The following is a 23,763-nucleotide window of genomic DNA, read 5'->3' on the forward strand; positions in this document are numbered from 1 at the left end:
CCACCCCAAGTATCCGCAGGTCAGAGTGTTGCCAGTGGCGCGATCTTGCGTGTCCCGATGAGCGCTTCGCAGTATCGGGAGCCAGTTTCGGGAGCCACGTACGCTTCGCAGATTCCCGAAGCGCTCACACAGACGAAGAGCATGGTGACGGTGTCGTCCCAGGCGGCGGCGTCTGGGGACGAAAGCTGCACCGGCCGTCTTGAGAACCTTGCGCTTGACCGGGGACCGTGATGACGGTCATAGGCATCGCGGCCGCTGGCATCGTCGGACCCGGCCTCGATGGTCGCTGTCCGGACCGCGCCCTACGGGCCCGCAGAGTTTGTCGAGGTGATGTGCATGGCTGGCGGGGTGCACGACACCGCTACCGTCCGCGAACCGAATACGCCAGCTGGCTCGACAGGCCCGGGGCTTCAGGTAGCGGTCGATACGCTGAGGTTCTCCGTGTCAGTGGGGATGGGCGCCGTCTCCGCGCGGCCCGGGCATGTTCTGGTCCGCTGACGCCTGGCTGACGACCCGGCGGAGATACCGATGAACGCACCCACGTGGGCCGCGTTACTGAAGCGGCTTATGGCGGGGGAAGACCTGGCGGCCACCAAGACTGCTTGGGCGATGCGGCAGATCATGGCTGACGAGTTCGAGCCCGCTGTTCTCGCCGCGTTCTTGGTGGGGCTGCGCGCGAAGGGCGGGACCGCGCAGGAGATGGCCGGGCTGATCGAGGCCGTCTTGTCCGCGGCGGTCCCACTGCCACTGAGCTACGACGCCGTCGACGTGGTCGGCATTGGCGGGGACCACGCCCACTGTGCTTCCCCTCGTAGCGTGGAGACCTGAGGTGTTACCACCTGCGCCACTTGTCAGTGATCTCGTGGCGGGTCAGGCCGTGGCGTCCTGCGAAGGCGTCAACGTTGATGCCGGTCTCGGCGAGCGACTCTTCGATGTATTCACAGAGCTGTTCGCGTTCATCGGTCTCATATGCGGCGTCGTCGCAGTCGTCGTTGACCTTGTTGAGGGCAAGCACCACGCGTTCGATGGCGGCGAAGATTTCGTCGTCGGTGGGATTGGTCAGGGTTGCGATCTCGCGCTCGAAGGGCTGAAGGACCTCGTCCGTGCGGATTAGCACGGCTTCTGGGAAGAGCTCTGCCGAGAACGCGCAGTCGTCGTCAAGCTCGCCCGAGGCGATCTGTCGGGCTTCTTCGGCGACGGATCGGCGCCAGTGTTCAGTGGGGCGAGTGGCCATGTGTCGGACCGTAGCGAACCTCTCCGTCATTCCGGTCTGTGATGACTTCTGGGGCTGGTGGTAGTTGGCATGCCGAGGTCGACCGCCGAGTTGGGCGAGCGCCGGTCAATCTGGGTGATCTTGTCTCGGGTGCCGGTGAGGCTGACTTTGAGGCCTTCGACTTCGCCGAGCCAGCCCTCGCGTTCAGCTTCGGCGATCCGGGCGATGAGGTTGTTGCGGATCTCCACCAGCCGGTCGCGTTGGGTCAGGTCGGGCCAGAGCATCGGGCAGCGGACGCAGGCTTCTCTGAACTAGGTTTCTCAGCTCAGTGAGCATCCCACGGGTCGGCGCGTCGACCCGTGGCCTCGATGTCTGCCTCCTCGCAGGCAACCGTGCGTTGGTATCCGTCGATCTTGAGAACGTAGTACGGGGGGTCACCGCGTTCGCTGATCCCAACCACCACGGCGTTGCGTCCTGCGAAGTCGCCCACCCTGCCAGGCGCGCCTTCCTTCACGCGGACGATGTCATATTCCTGGAACGCAGCGCTCATGGGGTCGTTACTCACAGACCACATGGGAGATCTCGCCGCCAGGTGTCACGTTGAGATGTGTAATGTTTTTCTTTCTCTCTCGCTCGCACAGCCAGCGGTACCGCCGCTGGTTCTCCTTGGTCAGCTGCACGTCCCACTCGTAGGTCGCGCCCTCGGACAGGGACTTTTGGCTGCGTGCTGGCCCCCTGACCCAGACGTTCTCGTGCGCATCACGGAAGCCGGTTCGCCCGTTTAGCGTCCCCTTCGGCAGCCCTTTCGCTTTCGCCATGTTGTACGAGGTGCCCTCCGGTGGTACGTAGCGTACTTTTCCTCTGGTCGGCAGTTCCTGGTCCTTGAGTAACCCCTTGAGGCCGCACCGCTCCTGGTCACCGGGCGGTCGGACCACGACGACAGCGGGGCCGGCCTCCACAGACGCGCGTGACGAGAGGTAGGGCGCTGAGGTAACACCGCCGCCATACGTGCCACCGGCGAAGCTGGCTGGCATGAAGCTGGTCGGCAGATCGCAGTTGGCCGGGCTGTCTTGGATCTCCTCCTTCAGGTCGGTCGCCATCTTCTGGATGTCGGCGCTGACGACCGCCCGCGCGACGGCCTGGGCTTGAGCGGTGACCTGGTGGTTCTGGTCGGTTCGCGCGTAGTAGGAAACGTTGCAAGACACCCCTGCGCTGCCATTCGGCGCCATGGAGATCGTGCGCGAGCAGGAACCGGCTGGCCCGCCGTCCAACTGGAAGTTGATCGTAACCTCGGCGGTGACCCGTTGCTTCACCCCAAGGTACGGGTTGCTGGACGAAACGAAGTTGCTGATCCGGACGTTCGCCGTGCACCCATAGTTGTTGCACGGCTCTAGGTTGCCGGTACCGCTCGCGGTGAAGTTCACCTGCGAGTCGACGGAACTCTTCAGATCCTGGACCTTGCTCTGGAGGTCGTTAATGAACTTCTTCGCCTGCTCCTGCGTAAGCCCCGTCAGGTCGAGCTGGAACCCGCCGCTCGAAGCTGGCCGCAGCGGCGACACAGCGGGCTGGAACGTGAGCTCGTCACCGGTGCCCATTGCGCCGGGCGTCGCAGAACCTCCAGAGCCGGAGCCGCCGCTCGTGCCCGACGATGTCGCTTCGATGCGGACGATGCGCTGTGGGGCGGCGGCCGTCACGTATACCGTGCCGGCTGGCACGGTGACCTGTCGTGCCTGCACGCCGTCGACAGTCGTCACCGGGCCAGCCGTGATCTGGTGGTCGCGCACCGCAGCTCTCACCTGCTGGGCCAGCTTCGTCGGCGCAAGCGCCGCCGATAAGTCGAAGCCCAACTTGCTGATCGGCACCCTGACCCAGCGCTTGGCGTACTTTTTCAGCGAGCTATTCGGCGCACCATTAGCCACCCAATAGCTCTCACCGGCCTTCAGGAACGTCTTCGCATCAACGGCCATCAGCTGGATCTCGGCGCCGTCGACCGTCAACGTGCCGTACGTCGAGCCCTTGTATGTCATCTTGATGTCAATATGGATCTGCTCGCCCGAGGCCCCCGTAAGCGTGCCCTCGTAATGCGCCGCCGGCAGGTTCGACAGGTGGGTTGCGGCCCTGCTGAGCTGCGTCGCAGCTACGTCGACCGCGTCCGTCTTCTTCGTGGTCGGCTTCGGCTTATCGGAGCCTCCGGGGTTCACCAGCACCAAGGCAAGGACGACGATGCTGAGAACCACACCCACCGCGATCCCACCGAGCACGATAGCTCGACGCCGGGGGCTGCCGGGCATGCCGAGGAGAGAGGGGGCACCGGGAGTCGGCTCGTACGGACCATACGGCGGTGGTCCAACGGGCGGCGGACTGCCCGGCGGTGGCGGACCGGGCCGCGGTGGACCGCTCGGCGGAGGCGGTATCGGTATCGGCGGCCCGGAACCGGGTGGCCGCGCATCGCCGGCCTGTCGCGGCGGGGGTGGCGCCGATCCAGCTGGTCGCGAGGTCTCGTCCGGCCCCTCACTCATCGAGCTACCCACCTCGCCGCCACCCTTCCCCAGACCCTTCCGTCCCCGAATTTCTCCATTGGGACGGTACGACGCAGACTGGCGTTCCAACCCGACACTACAGCTGATCGCCACTAGTCGCTTACTTACCGCTACGGCCGTACGGTATTACCTACGGCGAGGCACATCCGTGAGGGTTGTCTGTAGCGGCGGGCGGGGTGGCGACGGAGCGGCCCGCGATTTCGGGGAAGGCGGGTATGCCGAGCTGGACCGCTTCGCCCTGGCGTCGCAGGGTCGCCTCGATCTGGGCGAGCTTGTCCTTGGTGCCGGCGAGGCTGACCATCAGGCTCTCGATTTCGCCGAGCCAGCCTTGTTGTTCGGCTTCGGCGATGCGGTCGTGCAGGTTGGCGCGGATCTCTTCCAGCCGACCGCGCTGGGCGGGGTCCGGCCTCAGAAGTGAGCACCTGACACAAGCGTGCTCATGGACGCAGGGCGAAGCGAACGCGCGGGCGCAGGTGCCCCACGGACACCTTCCGCTTCTCGAAGTGCGCCAAGAACGCGTCCCACTCTTCGTCGGTCGGCGTACGGTATTCCTCGCTGGGCCGGGTGGCGCGGCGGCGGGCGATGAACGCCCGGTGTGCCTCGATCGCTTCGGCGGGGTAAACGGCCTTGTATCTGATCGTGGTCTCGATGTTCTTGTGGCCGCAGATGATCTGGGCGATGTGCGGTGGCAGGCCGTTCATGATGGCGTCAGTTACAAAGATCCTGCGGAAGTCGTGTGGCGAGAACATGAGCGGGTCGCCGGCGGCGTCGGTCAGCCCGGTCGCGGCCGCGTCGTACTCCTCGACCATCCGCAACTTGTAGGCGGCACTGAAGGTCCGCCGTTTGGGCCGGCCGGTCCGCGGCCCGTCACCGGAAGGAAGATCGTGGCTGGTCATCGTCACTCTGCTCAGTACCCGTTCTCGCCCTGTCTACATCAGTTAGGGAACTTCATCCCCTCGTGTCCCATCTGAGCCTGACACGGAGGGATCCCGCGCGCACCACCACCTACACCTACAACGTCCAAAGCCTCCCCGAGACCGTCACCGACGCTGAAGGCGGCCAGCAGACCTACGGCTACGACGACACCGGCGCGCGAACGAGCCTCACCGACGAACGCGGCACCAAGTACACCTTCGGCTACACCCTCCGAGGCGAGCTGGCCACCCGCACCCTCAAGGACTGGACGGGCAACCCCAACAACCCCACCCCCGCCACCGACGTCGTCCTGGACTCCTACGCCTACGACCCCGGCGGACGCCTCGCCTCCCGCACCGACGCGATGGGCCGCACCCTGGCCTACACCTACTACGGCGACGACCGCCTCGCACAGATCACCGCGCAAGGCGCCAAGCTCAACGATTCCACGACACCCCAGGATGTCCCCCTGGAGTCGCGCGTCTACGACGGCGCAGGACACCTCACATCCCAGGTCATCGGCGGAACCCAACGCACCGACCATGAATACGACGAGACCGGGCAACTCGTCGCCACGATCGTGGACCCGGACGGCGCCGCCCGCCGAACCGACTACGGCTTCGACCCGGACAACAACATCGTCCGAACCGTCCGCACCGGTGCCGACTCCGAACGCACCGAGACCACCACCTACGCCTACGACCCGATGAACCTGCCCGTCCGGATGACGGTCCAGAACGGCGACACCGACCTGGTCACCACCTACAAGCGCGACCAGCGAGGCATGGTCACCGAGGTCGTGGAACCGCGCGGCAACGCCGAAGGCGCCACACCGGCCGACTACACCACCACCCTCGGCTACGACGCCGGCGGACGCCTGACCCAGATGCAGCAGCCCCCGGTGCAAGTGGAGCAGAACGGCCAGACCGCGACCACTGCCCGCCCGGCCGTGCACTACGGCTACAACAACGCAGGCGAACAGACCCAGGTCACCGACCCCCTCGGGCGCACCACCACGACCGCCTACGACAAGGCCGGGCGGCCGACTTCGATCACCAGCCCCGCCTACACCCCGCCCACCGGGACCCAGGTCACCCCGGCCACCACCATGCACTACAACGCAGCCGGGCAGCTCACCGAGACGACCGACGCCCGCAACAACACCACCCGGCTGCGCTACGACGCCCTCGGAAACGCCGTCCGGCTCGAAGAACCCCAGCTCAGCACCGAAAACCAGCCCGGCACCTGGCTGGCCGAGTACGACCTGGCCGGTGAGCAACTCGCGGTCACCAACCCGGTCGGCGCCCGAACCGAGTCGACCTACGACGACCTCGGACGCCAGATCACCGCCACCGAGATCGACCGCTACCCCGCCCCCGCCGCCTACACCACCAAGTACGCCTATGACCCGGCCGGGAACCTGACTTCCCGAACCCGCCCCGCAGGCGACACCACCACCTACACACCCAACGGCGCCGGCGATATCACCGCCATCACCGACCCGGCGCAGCACACCACCACCCTCGACTACGACCTTGCGGGCCGCATCACCAAGGTCACCGACCCCCGCGGCGCGAGCACCCTCGCCGAGTTCGACCCCGCCGGCCGGATGACCCAAACCAAGGACCTCGACCCGTCCGGCACCGTCCTGCGGACCTTCGGCTTCGGCTACGACGCCGCCGACAACCGCACCAGCGAAACCACACCCGAAGGCCACACCACACACCGCACCTACGACGCAGCCGGACGCCTGACCCAACTCACCGAACCGACCTCGGCCACCAGCACCATCGAAACGACCTTCGGATACGACGCAGCCGGACAGCAGACCCGACTCACCGACGGCCGCGGCAACGCCACCATCACCACCTACAACACCCTCGACCTCCCCGAAAAGGTCATCGAGCCACGCACCTCCGCGCACAACGACGACGCCGACCGCACCTGGACCACCAGCTACGACGCGGTCGGCAACCCCGTCCAGGTCGCCAAGCCCGGCGGCGTCACCCTCACCCGGACCTTCGACGAACTCGGCCGGCTCACCAAACAGACCGGAGCAGGCGCCGAGACGTCCACCCCCGATACCCGCTTCGGATACGACCTCGCAGGCAACCGGCTCCGCGTCTCGGCGCCCGGCAACGACACCCTGTTCACCTACAACGACCGCGGCCTGCCCCTGACCAGCATCAGCGCAGGCGACAAGACCACACAGTTCGGCTACGACCCCAACGGCAGGCTCACCCAGCGCACCGACCCGGCCGGCACCACCACGACCACCTGGAACGGCCAGGACCAGATAGCCACCACCACCGACACCATCACCGGCGGCACCGACACCCGCACCTACGACGACGCCGGACGTCTCACCGACATCGCCACCCAATACGGGACCACCACCGCACACCGCACCTACGGCTACGACGACCTGGACCGCCTCACCACCGACCAGCTCAAGTCACCCGACGGCGCCCTCCTGGCCTCCATCGCCTACGGCTACGACCTCGACGACCACCTGACCAGCAAAACCACCACCGGCACCGCCGGCGCAGGCAACAACACCTACGGCTACGACGACGCCGGACGCCTTACGTCCTGGACAGACCCCCAAGGCCAGCAGACCGAATACGGCTGGGACGCCGCCGGCAACCGGACCAAGGCCGGCCCCACCACCTACACCTACGACGAACGCAACCGCCTCACCTCCGACGGCACCCACACCTACACCTACACCGCCCGAGGCACCCTCACTTCCGACGGCACCTCCACTCCCGTGTGGGACGCCTTCGACCGCCTCACCGCAGACGGCGCAGCCAGCTACGGCTACGACGGCCTCGACCGCGTCGCGACCCGAACTCAGGGCTCGGCCACCAGCACTTTCCTGTACGCCACCGACCAGAACGACCTCACCGCGATTCTCGACGGATCAGGCGCCCTGACCTCCGGCTACCAGCGCACCCCCGACGGCGACCTGCTCGGCCTCCGCCAGAACAGCCAGTCCTACCGCGCCTACTCCGATCGACACGACGACCTCACCGCCCTATACGACCAGGGCACCACCACCCTGAACGGCTCCACCGCCTACGATCCCGCCGGCCAGCCCACCGCCACCAGCGGCACCACCAGCCTCATCGGCTACCAAGGCGAATACACCGAACCGGGTAGCGGCCGCGTCAACATGGCCGCCCGCTGGTACACCCCCGGCACCGCCAACTTCGCCAGCCGCGACGACTGGACCCTCAACCCCGACCCCAGCGTCCAAGCCAACCGCTACACCTACGCCAACGCAGCACCCCTCGACGCCACCGACCCCACCGGCCACCTGCAATGCTCCAGATCGAGTTCGCTTGCGGCCAACCTGATCGCTTGCCCTGTAGATTACGGAACAAAAGGCGCGAAAAAGGGTATAAAATTCGGTTTGCGCCGCAATGGAGTGGTCCTGGCGGGCACAATTTTCTGGAGCATCCTCTCATCGGGGAGACTCGCCTCTGACGACACGATCTGCGGCAAACCTCATTGTCCCAACTCGCCCTGGATCGGGCCCCCGGACGGGGAAACGTGGACGCCAATCAATTATTCGGGAAACCGCGGAACCGGTGCACCCGTGCGAGCGGCGCCGCCGCGTCCGACGCCGGCGCAGATCCAGAAAAAGCAGGCCGAATGGGCGCGCGACCACCCTAAACCCCGACCGCCGATGGTCAACACAGTCACCCAGGAACAGTTGGATGCGATACGGGACCGCGTAGAGGGCAAGGTTGAGATCAAAGTCGCGGTCAACGACCCGACTCCGATCCTGTCGCCCATCGACAGGAACAGACCGAGTCAGAACGCGAGACCGCAAACCCAGACGAGTTCCCCCGGCTCTTCTTCGCCGTCCGGATTCGACAATGATGAGGACGGATGCGTTCCGGTCAAGGATTACGGTCCTCCGGTCACAGCGGATCCCATCGGTCGACCCCAAGGAATCCATGCTAGATTCTGTAGTAAAGCTGACCTTAAGGGAGGCGAGCCTGCAGACAAGCGCATTTTCCCGCCGGGTTGGCCTGAGAAAAATGGGCGCAGCGCTAATCCAAAGGATGGGAAGGCCTATCGTTACTCAAGATGCCATCTGTTGGCTGACCAACTCGGCGGCGATGGCCGACTGCACGAAAACCTCTTCACGTGTATTCATTCTCCATTGAACGACCCGAATATGAAGAAGCTGGAGAATCAGGTCGCGGCAGCTGTAAAGCGCGGAGAAATCGTGGACTACACTGTCACACCTATCTATCGCCGTGGCCAGGCGATGCCAAGCATGATCCGGATGACCGCGCGAGGGCGAACGAAGGACAACCTGCCGGGCCTCAGTTTTGATAGATGCTTGGGAAATAGTCGGAAAGGATGGGTCACTAATGGCGGAGTTTGCCGACCTTGAGGCCCTCATCGGGCCGCCTGAATTCTCTCCTCCTCGCGTGCAGTGGGATCGACTCGAATCTGAACTCGGGATCGCCTTTCCTGCCGATTTCAAGCGGCTGGCGAATATGTATCCCTCGCTCAAATTCGACGACTTTCTCGGATTGTTCAACCCGGGCTTTCCGAGTGACCCAAGCATGGCGGCCAGAGAATTCATGGATGTGTTGAAGCCTCTTCGCCTCCGGCTTGAGGGGGAGCAGTGGATAGATGTGGTTGATTCCTCTGGAAATCGATCAACCATGCCACCCTATCCAATATATCCGCAACATCGCGGCGTCCTGCAATGGGGCATGACAGATAATGGGGATCGATGTCTATGGCTAACGCGAGGCGAGCCTGATGACTGGACGATAATTATTGAGCGAGGTTTGTGGTGGCATTTTCCGGGTGGGCTTGTTGATTTCTTGGTCGGAATTCTTCGACGTCAAATTAGATGCCCGCTCTTTCCGGAGGATTTTCCTGAGAGTGTGAGCGTGATACAGAGTCTCGATTAACTTCTAAGGTGACTGGTCAGCAGGTCTGGGGCGCGTGTCCGATTTGATCTTGATGGCTTGACTGTCGATCATGGTGGGATGTCTCCCGGGCCGCCGTCGTATGAGGAGCTTGCGGCGCTGGTGGTGGAGCTGTCGGCTCGGCTGGCCGAAGCGGACGCCCGGATCGCTGAGCTTGAGGCGCAGTTGGGGAAGAACTCTTCGAACTCCTCCAAGCCGCCCTCGTCGGACGGGCTGGTCAAGCCGTCGCCGAAGTCATTGCGGGGCCGCAGTGGCCGTCGTCCGGGCGGGCAGGCCGGGCATCGCGGGCAGACGCTGTGCCAGGTCGCCGATCCTGACCGGCGCCGGCGTCACGTGCCGGCGCGGTGCCGGGGGTGCGGCGCGGGACTGGCGGGTGCGGCCGAGGCGGGATCCGAGCGGCGGCAGGTGTTCGACATCCCGCCGATCAAGGTGCGGGTGACCGGGCATGAGCTGGTCCGCCGCCGGTGCGGGTGCGTCACTACCGCCGACGCCCCGGAAGGGGTGGACGCGCCGGTGCAGTACGGCCCGAACGTGGCCGCGATCGTCGTCTACTTGTATGTGGGGCAGTTCCTGTCCAAGGACCGTACCGCCAAAGCGCTGGCCGAGCTGTTCGGTACTGCGTTGTCGGCCGGGACGGTCGCGGCGATGACCGCACGCGCCGCCGCCGGGCTGGCTGCCGGGGGCGGGTTCGCCGAGCGGGTCCGTGATCGGCTCACCCAGGCGCAGGTGGCGCACTTCGACGAGACCGCGCTGCGGGTCGATCGGCGGCTGCGGTGGGTGCACTCGGCTTCCACCGGCAAATACGTGCTGATCACGGTGCACGACCGGCGTGGGGTCGAGGCGATGGACGCCGCCGGTGTCCTGCCCCGCTTCAACGGGATCGCGGTGCACGACGGGTGGGCGCCCTATGACACCTGCGACCAGGCCACACACGCTCGCTGCAACGCTCACGTCCTGCGTGAGCTGCAGGCCGTACTCGACCACCACGAGCGAACCGGCCACGCGGGCACCTGGTGCTGGGCGGCCCAAGCCGCCGACGCCCTGCGCACCATGAAACGCCTGGTCGACGCCTCGCTCGCCCGCGACGGCACCCTGAACGGCGTCGACGAGACCAAGATGACCACGGCCAAGCACGCCTTCCGCTCGGCCGCTCGCCTGGGCATCAAAGCAACCGCGGCCCGCGCCGACAACCTGGAGAAAGACCACAACGCACTGGCCCGCCGGCTGCTGGAACACCATGACGATCACCTGCGGTTCACCGTGGACGCGCGGGTGCCGTTCGACAACAACGCGGCCGAGCGCGAGATCAGGATGATCAAGATCCGGCAGAAGGTGTCGGGCTGCCTGCGCACCCTGGCCGGAGCCCAGCAGTTCTGCCTCATCCGCTCCTACCCGGCCACCACCGCCAAGCAGGGGCTCGGCCTGCTGGACGCGCTCACCCGCCTCACCAACCGGCGCCCCTGGGTGCCTTCCGCAGCCTGAAATTCAGCTCACGCGCTCCCAAGCAGCTGACCAGTCACGATCGCTCTAGCAATGCGCAACAGAAAAGTCACGAGGGCGACGGTGATTATTAACAACCCGAAGGGAGTCTGCTCAGGTCCCTATTCTTGCTCGACCGCAGTGCCATCGATTCTTCCTAGCGGGTCTAGCCTGACCATCTGGTGGAGAAATAGTGATGGGTGGAACGGAGTGACCCTTCTTGGAGGAGGCCAGTCCGCTTGTTGGACGAGTTGAGGGGCGTATTATGCTTGCGCTGCATGCATTCTTTCGGGGGCAGGTCCAGTATCATCTGGCAGATACGAGACTGTCGTCTCTAATAGACGATGTGCTCGGCACGGCTGACGGAAGGGGCCTACCTTCGGGTGCCGGTCCGAATGATGTCCGCGCAACCTTTATTCTTGCTGCTCCGCATCGAAACCCAGCCAAGGTGGACCTGGAGTTCGATAGTTATCTCCAGGTCATGACGAATGTTCATAGAATGCATGGAGCGCTAAAGTGGCTTCTTCCTGTTGGTTCTGTGGTTTCTGTGGAAGAATACTTGGCGAGCAATATTTGGCTTTCTGACAATCCGGAACCGCTCGCTGTGGATCCACTAATTGTTGCTGATATGGATGACGGTCAGACTCTGGATATTCGTTGCGCCTTGCCAATCTCCAAGGTGCGTATGGTTGTAGAAGAATTTTGTAGGATGAGAACGGGAAACCGCCCTGAGTCCATTAGTTGGGTTCCGGGTGATTTTAGAGGGCGCCGACTCGGCGGCGAGCAAGCCGTAGTTGGGCCAACGTACTGTGAGGATCCATGGTGCCAAGTTTCTGGCTCGCTGCATCATAGCCATTAGTGATCTGATCAAGCGAGGAGTATGCGACAGGTCCGTCCTGCAGATGCCGAGAATATCGTCCACATAGGTGAGAGCTCATGCGGCTGTTGTACAAGCGCCGGGTGCGGTGGTACTGGTTGTTCCCCTCCGAACGTCCGTGAACTGCGGTCACTGGGGGACACTGATGGTGGCGGTCATCATTCGGGCGCTGGCGGGGCATTCTCGGATGCGCCAGTGAACTGACACGCCAACGAGCAAGCCGGTCACCGGAGCAGCTTTCCGGTAGTCCGAACGGGCCTGATACTTCCGGCTACCGTGGGTCAGCGCGGTCACCGGCGGCGGGGCGTTAATTCCGGGAGATCGCAACGGACTTAATCCTCCCTGAGGTGCGCTGTGGTGGATCGAAAGATGCCGTCTGACCTGCGGCGTTGTTGAATGGCAGCTTCTCGTGAGCTCGATTGATCGTGTTCACACCGAAGAGGCCACTGGTTCGAACCCAGTATCGCCCACGTTTTGCCAGGTCAGAGGCTTGCTCGGAGGAAGAGCAGGCCTCTTTGGCGTTGTCGCAGCACCGAAGAGGTCACGGGTTTCGCGCCGGCGGCGCATGCCCTCGCCTTCCACAGGGCCTTCTCCGCCCCCGGGGCAGGCCACCGGTAGTCCAGTGGGAGGAAATTGGGAGATCATCTTTCTCCCACCGTGAACGTGGCCACGAGAAGACCGCGCTGCCGGTCACTCTGCGTGGTCGAAGGCGAAGTTGTTTGCTCGCCGCATACTCGTTCACTGCCGCGAGCCAGGTCGGCGTGTCGCCTGCCTTGGGCGCCGTCGGCAGGTCACCTGGATCGACTGGAGGGTCACCGCTGCCACGTCGAACTGTCCGATGGCCCTGGGATGGCCCGCTGGTGGGGGACGCCTTCACGGGTTCTGGCATCGTTCTCACCCGCGTTGCCGCTGCTCTTCACAGGTAGCGAAGCCAGAGGTACGGCACCGACAGCGCCACCGTGACGGTGGTGACGATCAGGCCGTACTTGGTGAATTGCCAGAAGCTGATCGGTGTGCCGTTGCGGGCGGCGATGCCGAGGACGACGACGTTGGCGCTGGCGCCGATCGCGGTGGCGTTGCCGCCGAGGTCGGCGCCGAGGGCGAGTGCCCACCACAGGACGGTGCCGTCCCCGGCGGGTTGCTGTTGGACGAGGTCGGAGACGATCGGGCTCATGGTGGCGACGTAGGGGATGTTGTCCACGATGGCCGACAGAACGGCCGAGGCCCACAGCAGGAGCATGGTCGCGAGCCCGAGCCGGCCGTCGGTGGCGTCGGTGGCGGCGCGGGAGATGTCGCCGATGACGCCGGTCTCGACCAGGCCGCCGACCATGACGAACAGGCCGGCGAAGAAGACGAGCGTCAGCCACTCGACTTCTTCCAGCGCCTGTTCGGTGGTGACCTTGGTGGCGGCGACCAGCAGTCCGGCGCCCAGCAGGGCCACCACGGACGGCTCGTAATGGAGTACCGGGTGCAGGACGAAGGCGATGATCACCAGTCCGAGCACGGCAAGGCTCTGCCAGAGCAGCCGCCGGTCGGTGATGGCCTCCTTCTCCTGCAGGGCCATGACGGCGGCGGCGCGGTCTTCGTCGTAGACGAACGCGCTGCGGAACAGCCAGCGGCACAGCAGGCAGAAGACCACCATCAGCACCACGATCAGCGGGGCCAGGTTGACCAGGAAGTCGTTGAACGACAGGTCACCGCGGCTGGCGATGATGATGTTGGGCGGGTCGCCGACCAGCGTGGCGGCACCGCCGATGTTGGAGGCCATCACCTCGGCGATCAGGTACGGGACGACCTTGAGCCCGAGTCGTTCGCAGACCAGGAACGTGACCGGGGCGATCAGCAGCACGGTGGTGACGTTGTCCAGCAGCGCCGAGGCCAGCGCGGTGATGACGGCGAGCATCACCATCAGCCGGTAGGGCTTGCCGCGGGCGCGCTTGGCGGCCCAGATCGCCACGAACTCGAACACACCGGTCTGCCGCAGCACCGAGACGATCACCATCATGCCCAGCAGCAGGAAGATGACGTTCCAGTCGATGCCCGACTCGGTGGAGAAGAACGCCTTCTGCGCATCGGTGATGTGGAAGAGCAGCATCAGCCCCGCGCCGCCGAGTGCGACGGCGGTGCGGTGGATCTTCTCCGACGCGATCAGGATGTAGGCGACGACGAAAACGACGATGGCGGCGATTGCCAAGAAGGCTCCTGGTCATTGCGGGCGGTCACGGGAATGATCTTCAGATCGCGCTGGTGGGGAGGCTTCGTCCTGCGCCTTGCCGGCGGCTCCGGGACGCCGGATGCGGGTGCGGGTGCGCTCGAACCAGGCCGGTACTTCGCGTTCCTCGTCGAAGCCGCGTGCGACGACGATGTCGGTGGAGGAGTGCGCGAGGATCGACAGGGTGATGGTGACGCCGACGAGGTGGAAGATCTTCTCGCCGGCGGGGATGCCCGACTCCAGGACGAGCAGCCCGTAGACGACCGAGGCGAAGCCCTTGGGCCCGAACCACATCACCGCGGCCTGTTCGCGGGCGGTGAGTCCGGAGCGCAGGAAGGACACCCAGATCGCCACCGGGCGCGCGACCACGAGGGCGAGGACGGCGAAGGCCCAGCCGGTCCAGCCGACGTCGCCGAGGAAGGCGGGGGACAGCAGCGCGCCGAACACCAGCAGGGCGGCGAGTTTGAGCAGTTCGGCGACCAGCTCGCCGAACTGCTCGAACGTCTCGCGGTGGCGGTGCCCGACGGTCGCGACGGTGACGCCGGCGGCGAACGCGGCCAGGAACAGGTTGCCGTGCGTGGCCTGGGCGGTGGCCAGGACGAGCAGCCCGATGGCGACGGCGTTCAGCGGCTCGTACTTGGGCGCGATCGCGAACCACCGGGTCCGCACCAGCATGATCGCGGCCCACGGGATCGCCACGCCGATGGCCACCCCGCCGGCCAGCTCGGCGCCCAGCTCACCCAGATGCAGGCTCTCCTCGCCCCGCGCGATCGCCAGGAACAGCACTACGAACGGCAGGACGAGCCCGTCGTTGACGCCCGACTCGACGTTGAGCAGATGGCGCAGCCGCGGCGGCACCTTGTCGTTGCCGACCAGCGCGGCGGCGAACACCGGGTCGGTCGGGGTGAGGATCGCCGCGATCAGCAGCGACTCCACCCAGCCGAGCCCGACGACGTAGTGCGCGAAGAGCGCGGTGACCAGCAGCGTGAGAGGCAGTCCCCAGCCGAGGGCGCGGCCGGGCAGCCGCCAGGCGCTGCGCAGGTCCTGCCAGCCCGCGTGCATGCCGTCGGTGAACAGCACGGCGAACAGCGCCAGCTCCGCCAGCTCGGACACCAGCGTGTCGCCCGGCTTCAGAGTGACAACGCCGGTGACGCCGTCGCCAAGCAGGAACCCGCCGACCAGGAACAGCGCCGCCGTCGACAGCACGGTGCGGTGGGCGAGGTTGGACACCAGCACCGCCAGCAGCAGCATGGCGGCGAAGGCGAGCAGGAGGTTGGTCATACCGGGGCTCTTTCGGGAAGGGCGGACGCAGTGCCGACCAGACTTCCCGGCTCACCAGCCAATGACCCTAACGGATCCGAGCGCGCTTATCTGCACGGCGCCCACCGGGAGCGCCCTCGCCCCGCGCCGTCGGTTACGTTGGGGCGATGCGCGCACGAGACCTCGCCGTCGACTACCCGACCGTCTCGCCGGACAGCAGTGCGCTGGACGCGGCCCGGCTGGTGGCCGAGCACCGGCTCGCGGGCCTTATCGTCGTCGACTCCGACCGCCGTCCCATCGCGGTGATCCCGGGGTCGCAACTCCTGCGGTACATCATTCCGGCGCACGTCCGTGACGACCCCGCCTTGGCCCGTGTCTACGACGAACGCCACGCCGACCTGCTGTGCGCGGAGCTCGCCGGGAAGACCGTCGCCGACCTGCTGGCAGAGGAGCGGACGGCGTTGCCCGCCGTCGACGCCCAGGCCACCGCCATGGAGATCGCCAGCGTGATGGCGGCCGACCGCAGCCCCGTCGTCGCGGTCAGCGGCGAACCCGACCGGACCGATGCCCCGATGATCGGTGTCATCACTGTCGCGCACCTCCTCGACCGGCTCCTGCCCGGGCCCATCACGGACTAGAAGGCGCCGCCGTACGATCTCGGCCGTCGGTCAGCCGAGGTTGGCCTGCGGGGCCGCAGGCCACGGCATCCGGGCCCTGACCACCGAGCGGGAGCAGCTCATGGAGCGAGCCACGACGTTGATCGACCTTCCGGCCGGGCCGGTGGAGTACCGGCTGGAGGAGCGCGGCCCGCGCGTGGTGCTGATGCTGCACGGCGGGCACATGCGTGCGGGGCTGCCACTGGGCGAGGAGGTGTTCGCCGATGCCGGTTGCACCGTGTTGGCAGTCTCCCGCCCGGGCTACGGCCGTACACCGCTGGCCACCGGCGCCATACCCGATCAGTTCGCCGCTGTGATCGGCGATCTGTGCCGCAGGCTCGGCATCGACTCGCTGAGCGCCGTCGTCGGCCAGTCGGCCGGCGGCCCTACCGCGGTGACGGTGGCGGCCTTCCTCCCCGACCTGGTCGAACGCGTCATCCTGGAAAGCGCGGTCGGGCTGCTGCCCTGGCCCGATCGACGCACCCGAGTGGGCGCGAGCATCGTGTTCCACCCCGGGGCCGAACCGGTCACCTGGGCGCTGCTCCATACTCTGATGCACCGCGCTCCCGGGCTGGGCCTGAAGATGCTGCTGCACGACCTGACGCGACGCCCGATCAACGAACTGCTGGCCGCTCTCACCACCGCTCAGCGCGCCGCGTTGCTGGAGTTGTTCGGTCGGATGCGCTCAGGCGCCGGATTCGTCAACGACATCCGCACCATGACCGCACCGCGCCATCTCGACACCCTGGCCGCGTATGCCGCCCGGCTGCGCCAACCCACTCTCGTGATCGCCGCCCGGGACGACGGGGCGGTCCCCTACGCTCACGCCGAGACCCTGGCGCGCACCATCCCCGGCGCCCGCCTGATCACCAGTGCCGCCCCCAGCCACATGATCTGGCTCGGCGACGACTACCCCGCCATCACCGCCGCCATCACCGCCTTCCTGGCAGGCTGACTCGTCCCCTCCATCCGCTTGTCAGGCATCGCGCGAGCCGAGTCTCCACCGCCTTGCGTCCCCAATCGATCATGCGGACCGGGTAGTCGGACTTTGCGGGCTCCTCAGAGTCGTTCGGTGAATCGTTCGGCCTTGGCGATGGGGCCGGCGACGATGATGACGTCGCCGTACTGCAGGATGGTGTCGGCGGTGGCGTAGGTGAACTGCTCGCCGACCGACTTCACGCAGACCACGGTCACGCCGTGTTTGGAGCGCAGGCGGGTCTCTCCCAGCGGGACACCGACGATGTCGCGGGGCGGGTGAGTCTTGACCAGGGCGAAGTCCTCGTCCACTTCGATGTAGTCGAGCATGCGGCCGCTGACCAGATGAGCGACCCGCTCGCCCATGTCGTTCTCGGGCAGGACGATGTGGTGGGCGCCGATCCGTTCCAGGATGCGCTTGTGCTGATGGGTGACGGCCTTGGCCCAGATGTCGTCGACCTCCAGTTCGGTCAGCAGGGAGGTCGTCAGGATGCTGGCCTCCAGATCACCGCCGATGGCGACCACCGCGCGATGGAATTCCGCGACGCCCAGTTCACGCAGCGCCTCCAGATCCGTGGCGTCGGCCGTGACGACATGCGTGAGCTGCCCCGACAGGGCTTGGACGATCTTGGGGCGGTGGTCGATGGCCAGCACCTCCGAACCGCGTCTGGCCAGTTCCAAAGCCAGCGCGGTGCCGAAGCGTCCCAACCCGATCACCACGACGGGGTCGTTCCTGTGGTCAGCCAACGATGGGTCGCTCCTCCGGTAGTTCGTAGCGTTGCGCGCGCTCGCGCAGCGCGAGCGCGGTGGCGAATGTCAGCGGCCCGATCCGGCCGAGGAACATCAGCCCGATCAGCAGGAGCTGCCCGCCGCCTGGAAGCTCGGCGGTGATCCCGGTGGACAGGCCGACGGTGCCGAACGCCGAGGTCACCTCGAACAGCACCCGGTCCAGCGAATGGGGGGTCAGCGTCAGCAACGTGAACGTCACCGCGGTGATCATTCCGATGCTCAGCAGCACGATCGCCGTCGCCTGCCGCTGGGTCCCTGCGGGCAGCCGCCGGTGACCGACGTTGACCTGGGTTTCTCCGCGCATCTCGGCCCACAGAACGAACCCCAGCAGCCCGAAAGTGGTGACCTTGATCCCGCCCGCGGTGCCCGCGCTGCCGCCGCCGATGAACATCAGGACGTCGGTGGCCATCCAGCTCTCCGGCCGCATCTGGGCGATGTCGATGGTGTTGAAGCCGGCGGTGCGCGGCATGACCGCCGCCGTGAACCCCGCCAGCAACCGCGCCGGCGTCGGCAGCCCGCCGAGCGTCCCGGGGTTGTTCCACTCGGCCGATGTCAGTACGAGCGTGCCGCCGGTCAGCAGCAGCGCGGTCATGCCCAGCGTGACCCGGGTCAAGACCGTCCATGTGCCAGGGCGCCGCCAGTTGCGGGCCAGATCGAACACCACCGGGAAGCCGAGCCCGCCGATGAGGATCGCCGCGCAGATCGTCAGATTGATCCACGGGTCCGCCGCGAACCGGACGAGGCTGTCAGGCCATAGCGCGAACCCGGCGTTGTTGAACGCCGACACCGCATGGAACATCCCCAAATAGAGGGCACGGCCGATGGGTTCGCCGTAGCCCTGGACCAGCCGGACGGTCAACACTGCCGCGACCAGCGCCTCCGACACCAGGCTGAACACCACCACCTGCCGGACGACGCGCCGCACATCGGTCATCCGCATGGTCTTGGTCTCGGCCTGGGCCACCATCCGGGCCCGCAGCCCCAAGCGGCGCGACAGCAGGATCGCGAACAGGGTGGCGAGCGTCATCAGGCCAAGACCGCCCACCTGGATGAGCCCCAGGATGACGACCTCACCGAACGTCGACCAGTACGAGCCGGTATCGACGGTGACCAGGCCGGTCACGCAGACCGCCGACGTCGCGGTGAAGAACGCGTCCCGCCAGTGCGCCGCATCGCCGCTCTCGGTCGCCTGCGGCAAGGCCAGTAGCAGCGTCCCGGCCGCGATCACGACCGCGAACCCGCTGACCACCACCTGCGCCGGGTGCTGGAACCGTTCCAGCAGCGCCGACCCGCGCGGCCTCCGGGCCAGCGCCAGACGATTCCCTCCGAACAGGACGGCCCCCCATCAGCCTCACTTGCGCATCGCCCACATACCACCACATCCCACGCTGAACCCAGCAGCCGACCGCTCCTCCGCCGCCACGCACGCCTGGTCCCATGGACAGCGGCGTGTGACCGGGCGTGGACGCGCCACGGGCGCTTCAGACGATGTAGTCGCGGCGGCGGAACGCGGCGAGGCCGATGACGACGAGTGCGGCGGTGAGGGTGAGCAGCCACACCAGAGGCGAGGCGGAAGCGTCTCCGCCCGGTAGCTTCGGGATGTGGGTGAAGGGCGACAGGTCGAGCACGCGCTGGCTCATTCCCACCAGGGCGCCGAACTGCCCCAGGAAGAGGAGGATCATCAGGGCTCCCCAGCCGACGGCGGCGGTGAGGCGGGGAGCAGGCCGAAGGCCGCCTCAGTGATCGCGGCCAGCGGAGCGATCAGCCAGGACATCTACACCCGGACTGCTACGCGACCACCGCGGACCCGCGCCCGACCCGCGAGGCGGCGATGAAGCGGCAGTTCGCGGAGCTGGTGACGGGCATCGCGCTGTGGGAGCCGGTGGTGAACGCCGTGCTGTCCGCGGTCGGCTACGAGCCCGGCAACAAAGCGGGAGCTTCGGGCGTGCTCAGAACAGGCCGCGCGCAATCAACATATAGAGGCTCCAGACCGACAGGATGGAGATAAAAGCGATTTCTCGCCAGGCCAGTCCGGGCTGGGCCTGGATGGCGTACGACAGCAGCTTCACGGGGGGCGTCGGCATCTGCGGCGTCTTGTCCTCGGGCAGGACGTGGATGAAGCGGTGGAAGAAGACCTGGATACAGATCATGCCGACGATGAAGCCGCTGATGAAGCTGAGGTACTCCACGCCGGTGAGGAATGCCAGCAGGACGATGACGATCCCGAGCCCGAGCGTCACCGTGTCATAGACGGTGATGAATCGATGCTTCTTGTCGTAGTAAGTCGCCATCCGCTTGATCCGGGAGCTATATGGCACGGTGAACCAGGCGACGAACTTGGCCAGGGCCTGGAGGGTGAGCAGCGTGAGAAGCACAACCAGGATGATCTTCATCGACTCTCCGTTTTGAGTTGTTCGGCGCCGAACCGGGGGAATCCCCGGTCGACAGGCGTGCTGGGCCGTAGGCCGACGGTCGGTCCATTAAACCGCCGGCCTGGGAGTTAAGCGGGCGTTCAGCGGCTCGGAGCAAGGTGGTCGGGCAATGGGCGGGACGGTCGCCGGCCGGATCCCGGCTCCCAGTCTCAACCACGGAGGTGAGACCAATGGAGGACGCTTCGAAGATCTACGATGTCGCCGTGCTCGGAGCCGGCATCGCCGGCTCCACGCTCGCCACGGTCCTGGCCCGCAACGGCGCCCGGACCCTGATCGTCGATGGCGGAAGCCATCCCAAGTTCGCCGTCGGCGAGTCGACCGTCGCGCACACGCTGGTCTTCTTCCGCGCGATCGCGGCCCGCTACGACGTCCCGGAGATCAACCACATCGCCTCCGTCGAGGCCGTCACCAAGCACATCGCCCCGACCTCGGGCATCAAGCGGGGCTTCGGCTTCATGTTCCACCAGGAGGGGCGACCGCAAGACCCCTCCGAGGTCAGCATGTTCAGCGCCTCGCCCGGACTGCACAACTGGGTGCACATGTACCGGCAGGACGTGGACGCCTACCTGTTCCGGACGGCGATCAAATACGGTGCGACGGGCAGGCAGAACTTCCCCGTATCCCACATCGACTTCGACGACTCCGGCGTGACGATCACTGGGCCGCGGGACGAGCAATACCGGGCGCGCTATGTGGTGGACGCCACCGGCGCCCCGTCCCCGCTGGCCAGGCAGCTCGGCATGCGCGAGGACCCGTGCCGGTTCAAGCACCATTCGCGGTCGATGTGGACACACGTGCTCAACGTCCCGCGTACCGACGACCTGTTCCCCCGCAAAGGCGCCGACGCCCCGCCCAAACCCTGGTATTCGTGCACGATGCATCACCTCTTCGAGCGCGGATGGTTCTGGCTGATTCCCTTCAACAACTACGAGCCGTCGCTGAACCCGCAATGCAGCGTGGGCCTGACAATGGACCCGCGCCGGTATCCGCTCGATCCGTCGGTGTCACCGGAAGAGGACTTCTACAGGGTGGCCTCGCGCTATCCCGACATAGCGCGCCAGTTCGACGGAGTGAGGCCCGTCCGCGAGTGGACGCGGGTGCCGCGCCTGCAGTACTCGTCCAGGCAGACCGTGGGGGATCGGTGGTGCCTGCTGGCCCACGCCGCGGGTTTCATCGACCCGCTCTTTTCACGCGGTATCTCCACGACCGCCGAATGCATTCTCGCACTCGGGTGGCGGCTGCTGGACGCCATCAAGGACGACGACTTCTCCGCCGACCGCTTCGAGTACATGGAGCGGCTCCAGCAGGGCCTGTTCAACCGCAACGACGACCTGGTCAACTCGGCGTTCATCTCCTTCGCCGACCACGACCTCTGGACCTCGCTGTACCAGCTGTGGGTCTGGGGCCAGACCATGGGCGCGTTCCGGCTCGCGGAGGGACTGGACAAGTACCAGTCGACCGGCGACCCGCGGGCCCTGACCGACCTGGAGGAGTGCCCGTACCTGGGGCACTACTGGCCCGACCACGAGGGGTACGGCAAGCTCTTCGACGTACTGGTGGACCGCTGCGAGCAGTTCGAGGCGGGCAACCTCCCGGTCCGGGACGCCGCGGACGAGATGTTCGAGCTGATCTCCGCCGCGGACTTCATGCCGAAGGGGTTCGGCGTCGCCGAGCGCAGGCAGCGGTACCTGGACCGGACGCTCGCCGCCGGCGTGCGCGCCTTCCGGTGGGCGCGCAGCGACGCCGACCCGGAGGTCGCCCGGATGATGAAGCAGATGTGGGTCCAGGCGAACAAGAAGCGCATGCGCCGCCAGCGGTTGTTCTGACTGATCCGATCCTGGAAGGCTCAATGGACGACTGGTCCGTTCCCTTTCGCACCACGATCCGGATGCCCGAACCCGGCGTGGCGAGGGAGCAGTTTCGCGGCGTGATGAGGATGTTCCCGAGCGCCGTGTCGGTGGTCACCGCGCTAGACGCCCGCGCCGTACCGCGCGGGCTGACGTGCAGCGCGGTGACGAGCCTGTCGATGGATCCGCCAACGATGCTGGTCTGCGTCAACCAGGCAAACGGAAGCCTGTCCGCGATCCGTGGGAGCGGCGGATTCGTCGTCAATCTCCTGCGGGCGGGCAGCGAGGCCGTCTCGGACGTGTTCGCGTCCGCCTCCGCCGACAAGTTCGGTGCGCTCGCCTGGCGGCCCAGTCCCGGTTCGGGCCTTCCCTGGCTGGCCGAGGATGCCCTGGCGTTCGTCGACTGCCGGCTCATCGCCGACGTCGCGGCCGGCTCGCATGCGATCCTGGTCGGGCTGGTCACTCACGGCGACCTCACCTCGGCCACGGAGGACGGCCCGATGGTTTATTGGGGACAGCAATACGGCTGCTGGCATGCGAACCACCTCGGCCCCGATGTCGCCACCTGAAGACAACTCGCTCCCCATGGGTTCACAGTTCTCTGCAGCGGATGAGGATTGTCCGACATGCTCCGTTCTTGATAGAGCGGAGCCGCCGCTGAGCGAACCGTGCGCGGTCCGGGGCGTGCGGGCTTCCGCGACACCGGAGTCGCCTCGGTGCGGCCAGAGGACGGGGAGGCAACGGAAACCTTGCGTGGCCGACCTGCTGGATCATAATGAGAGTCGGGGGACGGAGACGTCTCCGAGAACGAACCCCGCGAGAGGACCTCGCGGCTGGAACGTCGCGGCGGGGTGCGGTGTCTCCGGGGCGGGTGGGGGCGGTGACGCGAACCCGGTCGCCGGGTGCCGGCAATCCCGGGGGAGGACGGCGATGACGCTGGTGTCCGAATCGATCACCGTGGTGGTCGTCGACGACCACGACCTGTTCCGCGAGGGGCTGAAGGAGATCCTCCACGCCAGCGGTGACATCGAGGTCGTGGGTGAGGCGGGGGACAGCGCGTCGGCCGTCGCGGTGGTCGGCCAGCGGCGTCCCCAGGTGGTCCTGCTCGACATCGAGATCCCGGGGGAGGAGGTCACCCAAACCGTCCGGCGGATGCACGAGGCGTCCCCGGAGAGCCAGGTGATCATCCTGAGCATGTACGAGGGCCCGCACTTCCTGCGCAGCCTGCTGCGCGCGGGCATCCGGGGATACCTGCTCAAGAGCGTCAGCCGGGAGGAGCTGATCTCCATGGTGCGCGGTGCGCGGACCGGGGACGACCGCGTCCTGCTCTCGGTGTCACGGGCCAGCCTGGCGCAGTTGGAGGGCGACACCGCCCCGGGGGTGCTCTCGCAGCGCGAGTGGGAGGTGCTCAAGCTCGCGGCCGAGGCGCACAGCAACACCCAGATCGCCAGGCGTCTCGGCCTCACCGAGGGAACGGTGAAGCGGCACCTGAGCAATATCTACGGCAAGCTCGGGGCCGTTTCGCGGTTGGACGCGGTGAACAAGGCGTCGGCCGCGGCCCTCATCAGCGTCCCCAAACCGGGGCCCGGCTGATCGGTGTACGCGCC

The 23,763-nt window shown here is 66.4% G+C and carries 22 protein-coding genes; 11 read left to right on the top strand and 11 right to left on the bottom strand.

The features are described from left to right. Positions 1-528: 528 nt before the first annotated feature. Positions 529-828, top strand: a complete 300-nt coding sequence (locus K4S16_RS00170; protein ID WP_149256746.1) for a hypothetical protein — start codon at positions 529-531, stop codon at positions 826-828. Positions 829-832: 4 nt separating this feature from the next. On the opposite strand, the gene K4S16_RS00175 is transcribed toward K4S16_RS00170, so the two are convergent. Genes K4S16_RS00175 through K4S16_RS00190 form a run of 4 tightly spaced genes read right to left on the bottom strand, consistent with a single transcriptional unit; the run spans position 833 to position 3,474 of the window. Next, the gene (locus K4S16_RS00175) at positions 833-1,234 is read right to left on the bottom strand and encodes a hypothetical protein (protein ID WP_149256747.1); all 402 of its coding nucleotides are present in this window, start codon (positions 1,232-1,234) and stop codon (positions 833-835) included. Between the two features lie 26 nt (positions 1,235-1,260). Further along, on the bottom strand, positions 1,261-1,497 hold the full coding sequence (locus tag K4S16_RS00180) for a hypothetical protein (RefSeq protein WP_149256748.1): 237 nt from the start codon (positions 1,495-1,497) through the stop codon (positions 1,261-1,263). Positions 1,498-1,538: 41 nt separating this feature from the next. Next, entirely contained in the window at positions 1,539-1,763 is a 225-nt protein-coding gene (locus tag K4S16_RS00185; protein ID WP_149256749.1) for a hypothetical protein, read from the bottom strand. A 7-nt stretch (positions 1,764-1,770) separates the two neighbouring features. Beyond that, positions 1,771-3,474 (bottom strand): polymorphic toxin type 17 domain-containing protein, encoded by a 1,704-nt coding sequence (locus K4S16_RS00190; protein ID WP_160160820.1) that lies wholly within the window; start codon positions 3,472-3,474, stop codon positions 1,771-1,773. A gap of 427 nt (positions 3,475-3,901) precedes the next feature. Between K4S16_RS00190 and K4S16_RS44825 the strand changes: the two genes are divergently transcribed. Next, entirely contained in the window at positions 3,902-4,171 is a 270-nt protein-coding gene (locus K4S16_RS44825) for a hypothetical protein (protein WP_200841591.1), read from the top strand. A gap of 19 nt (positions 4,172-4,190) precedes the next feature. On the opposite strand, the gene K4S16_RS44830 is transcribed toward K4S16_RS44825, so the two are convergent. Then, positions 4,191-4,649 carry a tyrosine-type recombinase/integrase gene (locus K4S16_RS44830; protein WP_200841592.1) on the bottom strand — a complete coding sequence of 153 codons (459 nt, stop codon included), beginning with the start codon at positions 4,647-4,649 and terminating at the stop codon, positions 4,191-4,193. Between the two features lie 62 nt (positions 4,650-4,711). Here K4S16_RS44830 and K4S16_RS00200 point away from each other — a divergent pair, with 62 nt between their 5' ends. From K4S16_RS00200 to K4S16_RS46865, 4 genes are all read left to right on the top strand, one after another. Next, a complete protein-coding gene (locus K4S16_RS00200) occupies positions 4,712-9,079 on the top strand; it encodes a DNA/RNA non-specific endonuclease (protein ID WP_149256751.1) in 4,368 nt (1,455 codons plus the stop codon). Beyond that, positions 9,057-9,611, top strand: coding sequence for a hypothetical protein (locus K4S16_RS00205; protein WP_149256752.1), 555 nt, complete (start codon positions 9,057-9,059; stop codon positions 9,609-9,611). Before K4S16_RS00200 ends, K4S16_RS00205 begins: the two co-directional genes overlap by 23 nt. A 78-nt stretch (positions 9,612-9,689) precedes the next feature. Continuing rightward, positions 9,690-11,111 (top strand): IS66 family transposase, encoded by a 1,422-nt coding sequence (locus tag K4S16_RS00210; RefSeq protein WP_149256753.1) that lies wholly within the window; start codon positions 9,690-9,692, stop codon positions 11,109-11,111. Positions 11,112-11,162: 51 nt separating this feature from the next. Then, entirely contained in the window at positions 11,163-11,363 is a 201-nt protein-coding gene (locus tag K4S16_RS46865) for a DddA-like double-stranded DNA deaminase toxin (protein WP_149256754.1), read from the top strand. Positions 11,364-12,901: 1,538 nt separating this feature from the next. Here K4S16_RS46865 and K4S16_RS00225 read toward each other — a convergent pair. Together K4S16_RS00225 and K4S16_RS00230 are read right to left on the bottom strand one after the other, a co-directional pair. Then, positions 12,902-14,179 (bottom strand): ArsB/NhaD family transporter, encoded by a 1,278-nt coding sequence (locus K4S16_RS00225; RefSeq protein WP_149256756.1) that lies wholly within the window; start codon positions 14,177-14,179, stop codon positions 12,902-12,904. 12 nt (positions 14,180-14,191) lie between these two features. Continuing rightward, positions 14,192-15,478, bottom strand: a complete 1,287-nt coding sequence (locus tag K4S16_RS00230; protein ID WP_149256757.1) for a sodium:proton antiporter — start codon at positions 15,476-15,478, stop codon at positions 14,192-14,194. Between the two features lie 146 nt (positions 15,479-15,624). On the opposite strand from K4S16_RS00230, the gene K4S16_RS00235 reads away from it, so the two are divergent. Further along, positions 15,625-16,095, top strand: coding sequence for a CBS domain-containing protein (locus K4S16_RS00235; RefSeq protein ID WP_149256758.1), 471 nt, complete (start codon positions 15,625-15,627; stop codon positions 16,093-16,095). Between the two features lie 100 nt (positions 16,096-16,195). Continuing rightward, positions 16,196-17,068 carry an alpha/beta fold hydrolase gene (locus K4S16_RS00240; RefSeq protein ID WP_149256759.1) on the top strand — a complete coding sequence of 291 codons (873 nt, stop codon included), beginning with the start codon at positions 16,196-16,198 and terminating at the stop codon, positions 17,066-17,068. Positions 17,069-17,172: 104 nt separating this feature from the next. Here the strand turns inward: K4S16_RS00240 and K4S16_RS00245 are convergent, their stop codons facing one another. The 4 genes from K4S16_RS00245 to K4S16_RS00260 all read right to left on the bottom strand — a co-directional run bounded on the left by K4S16_RS00245 (position 17,173) and on the right by K4S16_RS00260 (position 20,270). Beyond that, positions 17,173-17,835 carry a TrkA family potassium uptake protein gene (locus K4S16_RS00245; RefSeq protein ID WP_200841593.1) on the bottom strand — a complete coding sequence of 221 codons (663 nt, stop codon included), beginning with the start codon at positions 17,833-17,835 and terminating at the stop codon, positions 17,173-17,175. Next, a complete protein-coding gene (locus K4S16_RS00250) occupies positions 17,828-19,186 on the bottom strand; it encodes a TrkH family potassium uptake protein (protein WP_149256760.1) in 1,359 nt (452 codons plus the stop codon). The genes K4S16_RS00245 and K4S16_RS00250 overlap by 8 nt, the downstream gene beginning before the upstream one ends. A gap of 172 nt (positions 19,187-19,358) precedes the next feature. After that, the gene (locus K4S16_RS00255; protein ID WP_149256761.1) at positions 19,359-19,559 is read right to left on the bottom strand and encodes a hypothetical protein; all 201 of its coding nucleotides are present in this window, start codon (positions 19,557-19,559) and stop codon (positions 19,359-19,361) included. 267 nt (positions 19,560-19,826) lie between these two features. Next, positions 19,827-20,270 (bottom strand): hypothetical protein, encoded by a 444-nt coding sequence (locus tag K4S16_RS00260; RefSeq protein WP_149256762.1) that lies wholly within the window; start codon positions 20,268-20,270, stop codon positions 19,827-19,829. Positions 20,271-20,479: 209 nt separating this feature from the next. Between K4S16_RS00260 and K4S16_RS00265 the strand changes: the two genes are divergently transcribed. From K4S16_RS00265 to K4S16_RS00275, 3 genes are all read left to right on the top strand, one after another. Next, positions 20,480-22,135 carry an NAD(P)/FAD-dependent oxidoreductase gene (locus K4S16_RS00265; protein ID WP_149256763.1) on the top strand — a complete coding sequence of 552 codons (1,656 nt, stop codon included), beginning with the start codon at positions 20,480-20,482 and terminating at the stop codon, positions 22,133-22,135. Between the two features lie 23 nt (positions 22,136-22,158). Continuing rightward, positions 22,159-22,725, top strand: coding sequence for a flavin reductase family protein (locus K4S16_RS00270; RefSeq protein WP_149256764.1), 567 nt, complete (start codon positions 22,159-22,161; stop codon positions 22,723-22,725). A gap of 361 nt (positions 22,726-23,086) precedes the next feature. Continuing rightward, positions 23,087-23,749, top strand: coding sequence for a response regulator transcription factor (locus K4S16_RS00275; RefSeq protein WP_149256765.1), 663 nt, complete (start codon positions 23,087-23,089; stop codon positions 23,747-23,749). The last annotated feature ends 14 nt before the right edge of the window (positions 23,750-23,763 follow it).

The sequence above is a fragment of the Actinomadura sp. K4S16 genome (assembly GCF_008327685.1).
Lineage (GTDB): Bacteria > Actinomycetota > Actinomycetes > Streptosporangiales > Streptosporangiaceae > Spirillospora.

Excerpts from the sequence above, each read along its gene's own strand:
- K4S16_RS00170 (WP_149256746.1), top strand. The coding sequence starts at position 529 with ATGAACGCACCCACGTGGGCCGCGTTACTGAAGCGGCTTATGGCGGGG.
- K4S16_RS00175 (WP_149256747.1), bottom strand. The coding sequence starts at position 1,234 with ATGGCCACTCGCCCCACTGAACACTGGCGCCGATCCGTCGCCGAAGAA.
- K4S16_RS00180 (WP_149256748.1), bottom strand. The coding sequence starts at position 1,497 with ATGCTCTGGCCCGACCTGACCCAACGCGACCGGCTGGTGGAGATCCGC.
- K4S16_RS00185 (WP_149256749.1), bottom strand. The coding sequence starts at position 1,763 with ATGAGCGCTGCGTTCCAGGAATATGACATCGTCCGCGTGAAGGAAGGC.
- K4S16_RS44830 (WP_200841592.1), bottom strand. The coding sequence starts at position 4,649 with ATGACCAGCCACGATCTTCCTTCCGGTGACGGGCCGCGGACCGGCCGG.
- K4S16_RS00205 (WP_149256752.1), top strand. The coding sequence starts at position 9,057 with ATGGCGGAGTTTGCCGACCTTGAGGCCCTCATCGGGCCGCCTGAATTC.
- K4S16_RS00210 (WP_149256753.1), top strand. The coding sequence starts at position 9,690 with ATGTCTCCCGGGCCGCCGTCGTATGAGGAGCTTGCGGCGCTGGTGGTG.
- K4S16_RS46865 (WP_149256754.1), top strand. The coding sequence starts at position 11,163 with ATGCGCAACAGAAAAGTCACGAGGGCGACGGTGATTATTAACAACCCG.
- K4S16_RS00230 (WP_149256757.1), bottom strand. The coding sequence starts at position 15,478 with ATGACCAACCTCCTGCTCGCCTTCGCCGCCATGCTGCTGCTGGCGGTG.
- K4S16_RS00235 (WP_149256758.1), top strand. The coding sequence starts at position 15,625 with ATGCGCGCACGAGACCTCGCCGTCGACTACCCGACCGTCTCGCCGGAC.
- K4S16_RS00240 (WP_149256759.1), top strand. The coding sequence starts at position 16,196 with ATGGAGCGAGCCACGACGTTGATCGACCTTCCGGCCGGGCCGGTGGAG.
- K4S16_RS00255 (WP_149256761.1), bottom strand. The coding sequence starts at position 19,559 with ATGATCCTCCTCTTCCTGGGGCAGTTCGGCGCCCTGGTGGGAATGAGC.
- K4S16_RS00260 (WP_149256762.1), bottom strand. The coding sequence starts at position 20,270 with ATGAAGATCATCCTGGTTGTGCTTCTCACGCTGCTCACCCTCCAGGCC.
- K4S16_RS00265 (WP_149256763.1), top strand. The coding sequence starts at position 20,480 with ATGGAGGACGCTTCGAAGATCTACGATGTCGCCGTGCTCGGAGCCGGC.
- K4S16_RS00270 (WP_149256764.1), top strand. The coding sequence starts at position 22,159 with ATGGACGACTGGTCCGTTCCCTTTCGCACCACGATCCGGATGCCCGAA.
- K4S16_RS00275 (WP_149256765.1), top strand. The coding sequence starts at position 23,087 with ATGACGCTGGTGTCCGAATCGATCACCGTGGTGGTCGTCGACGACCAC.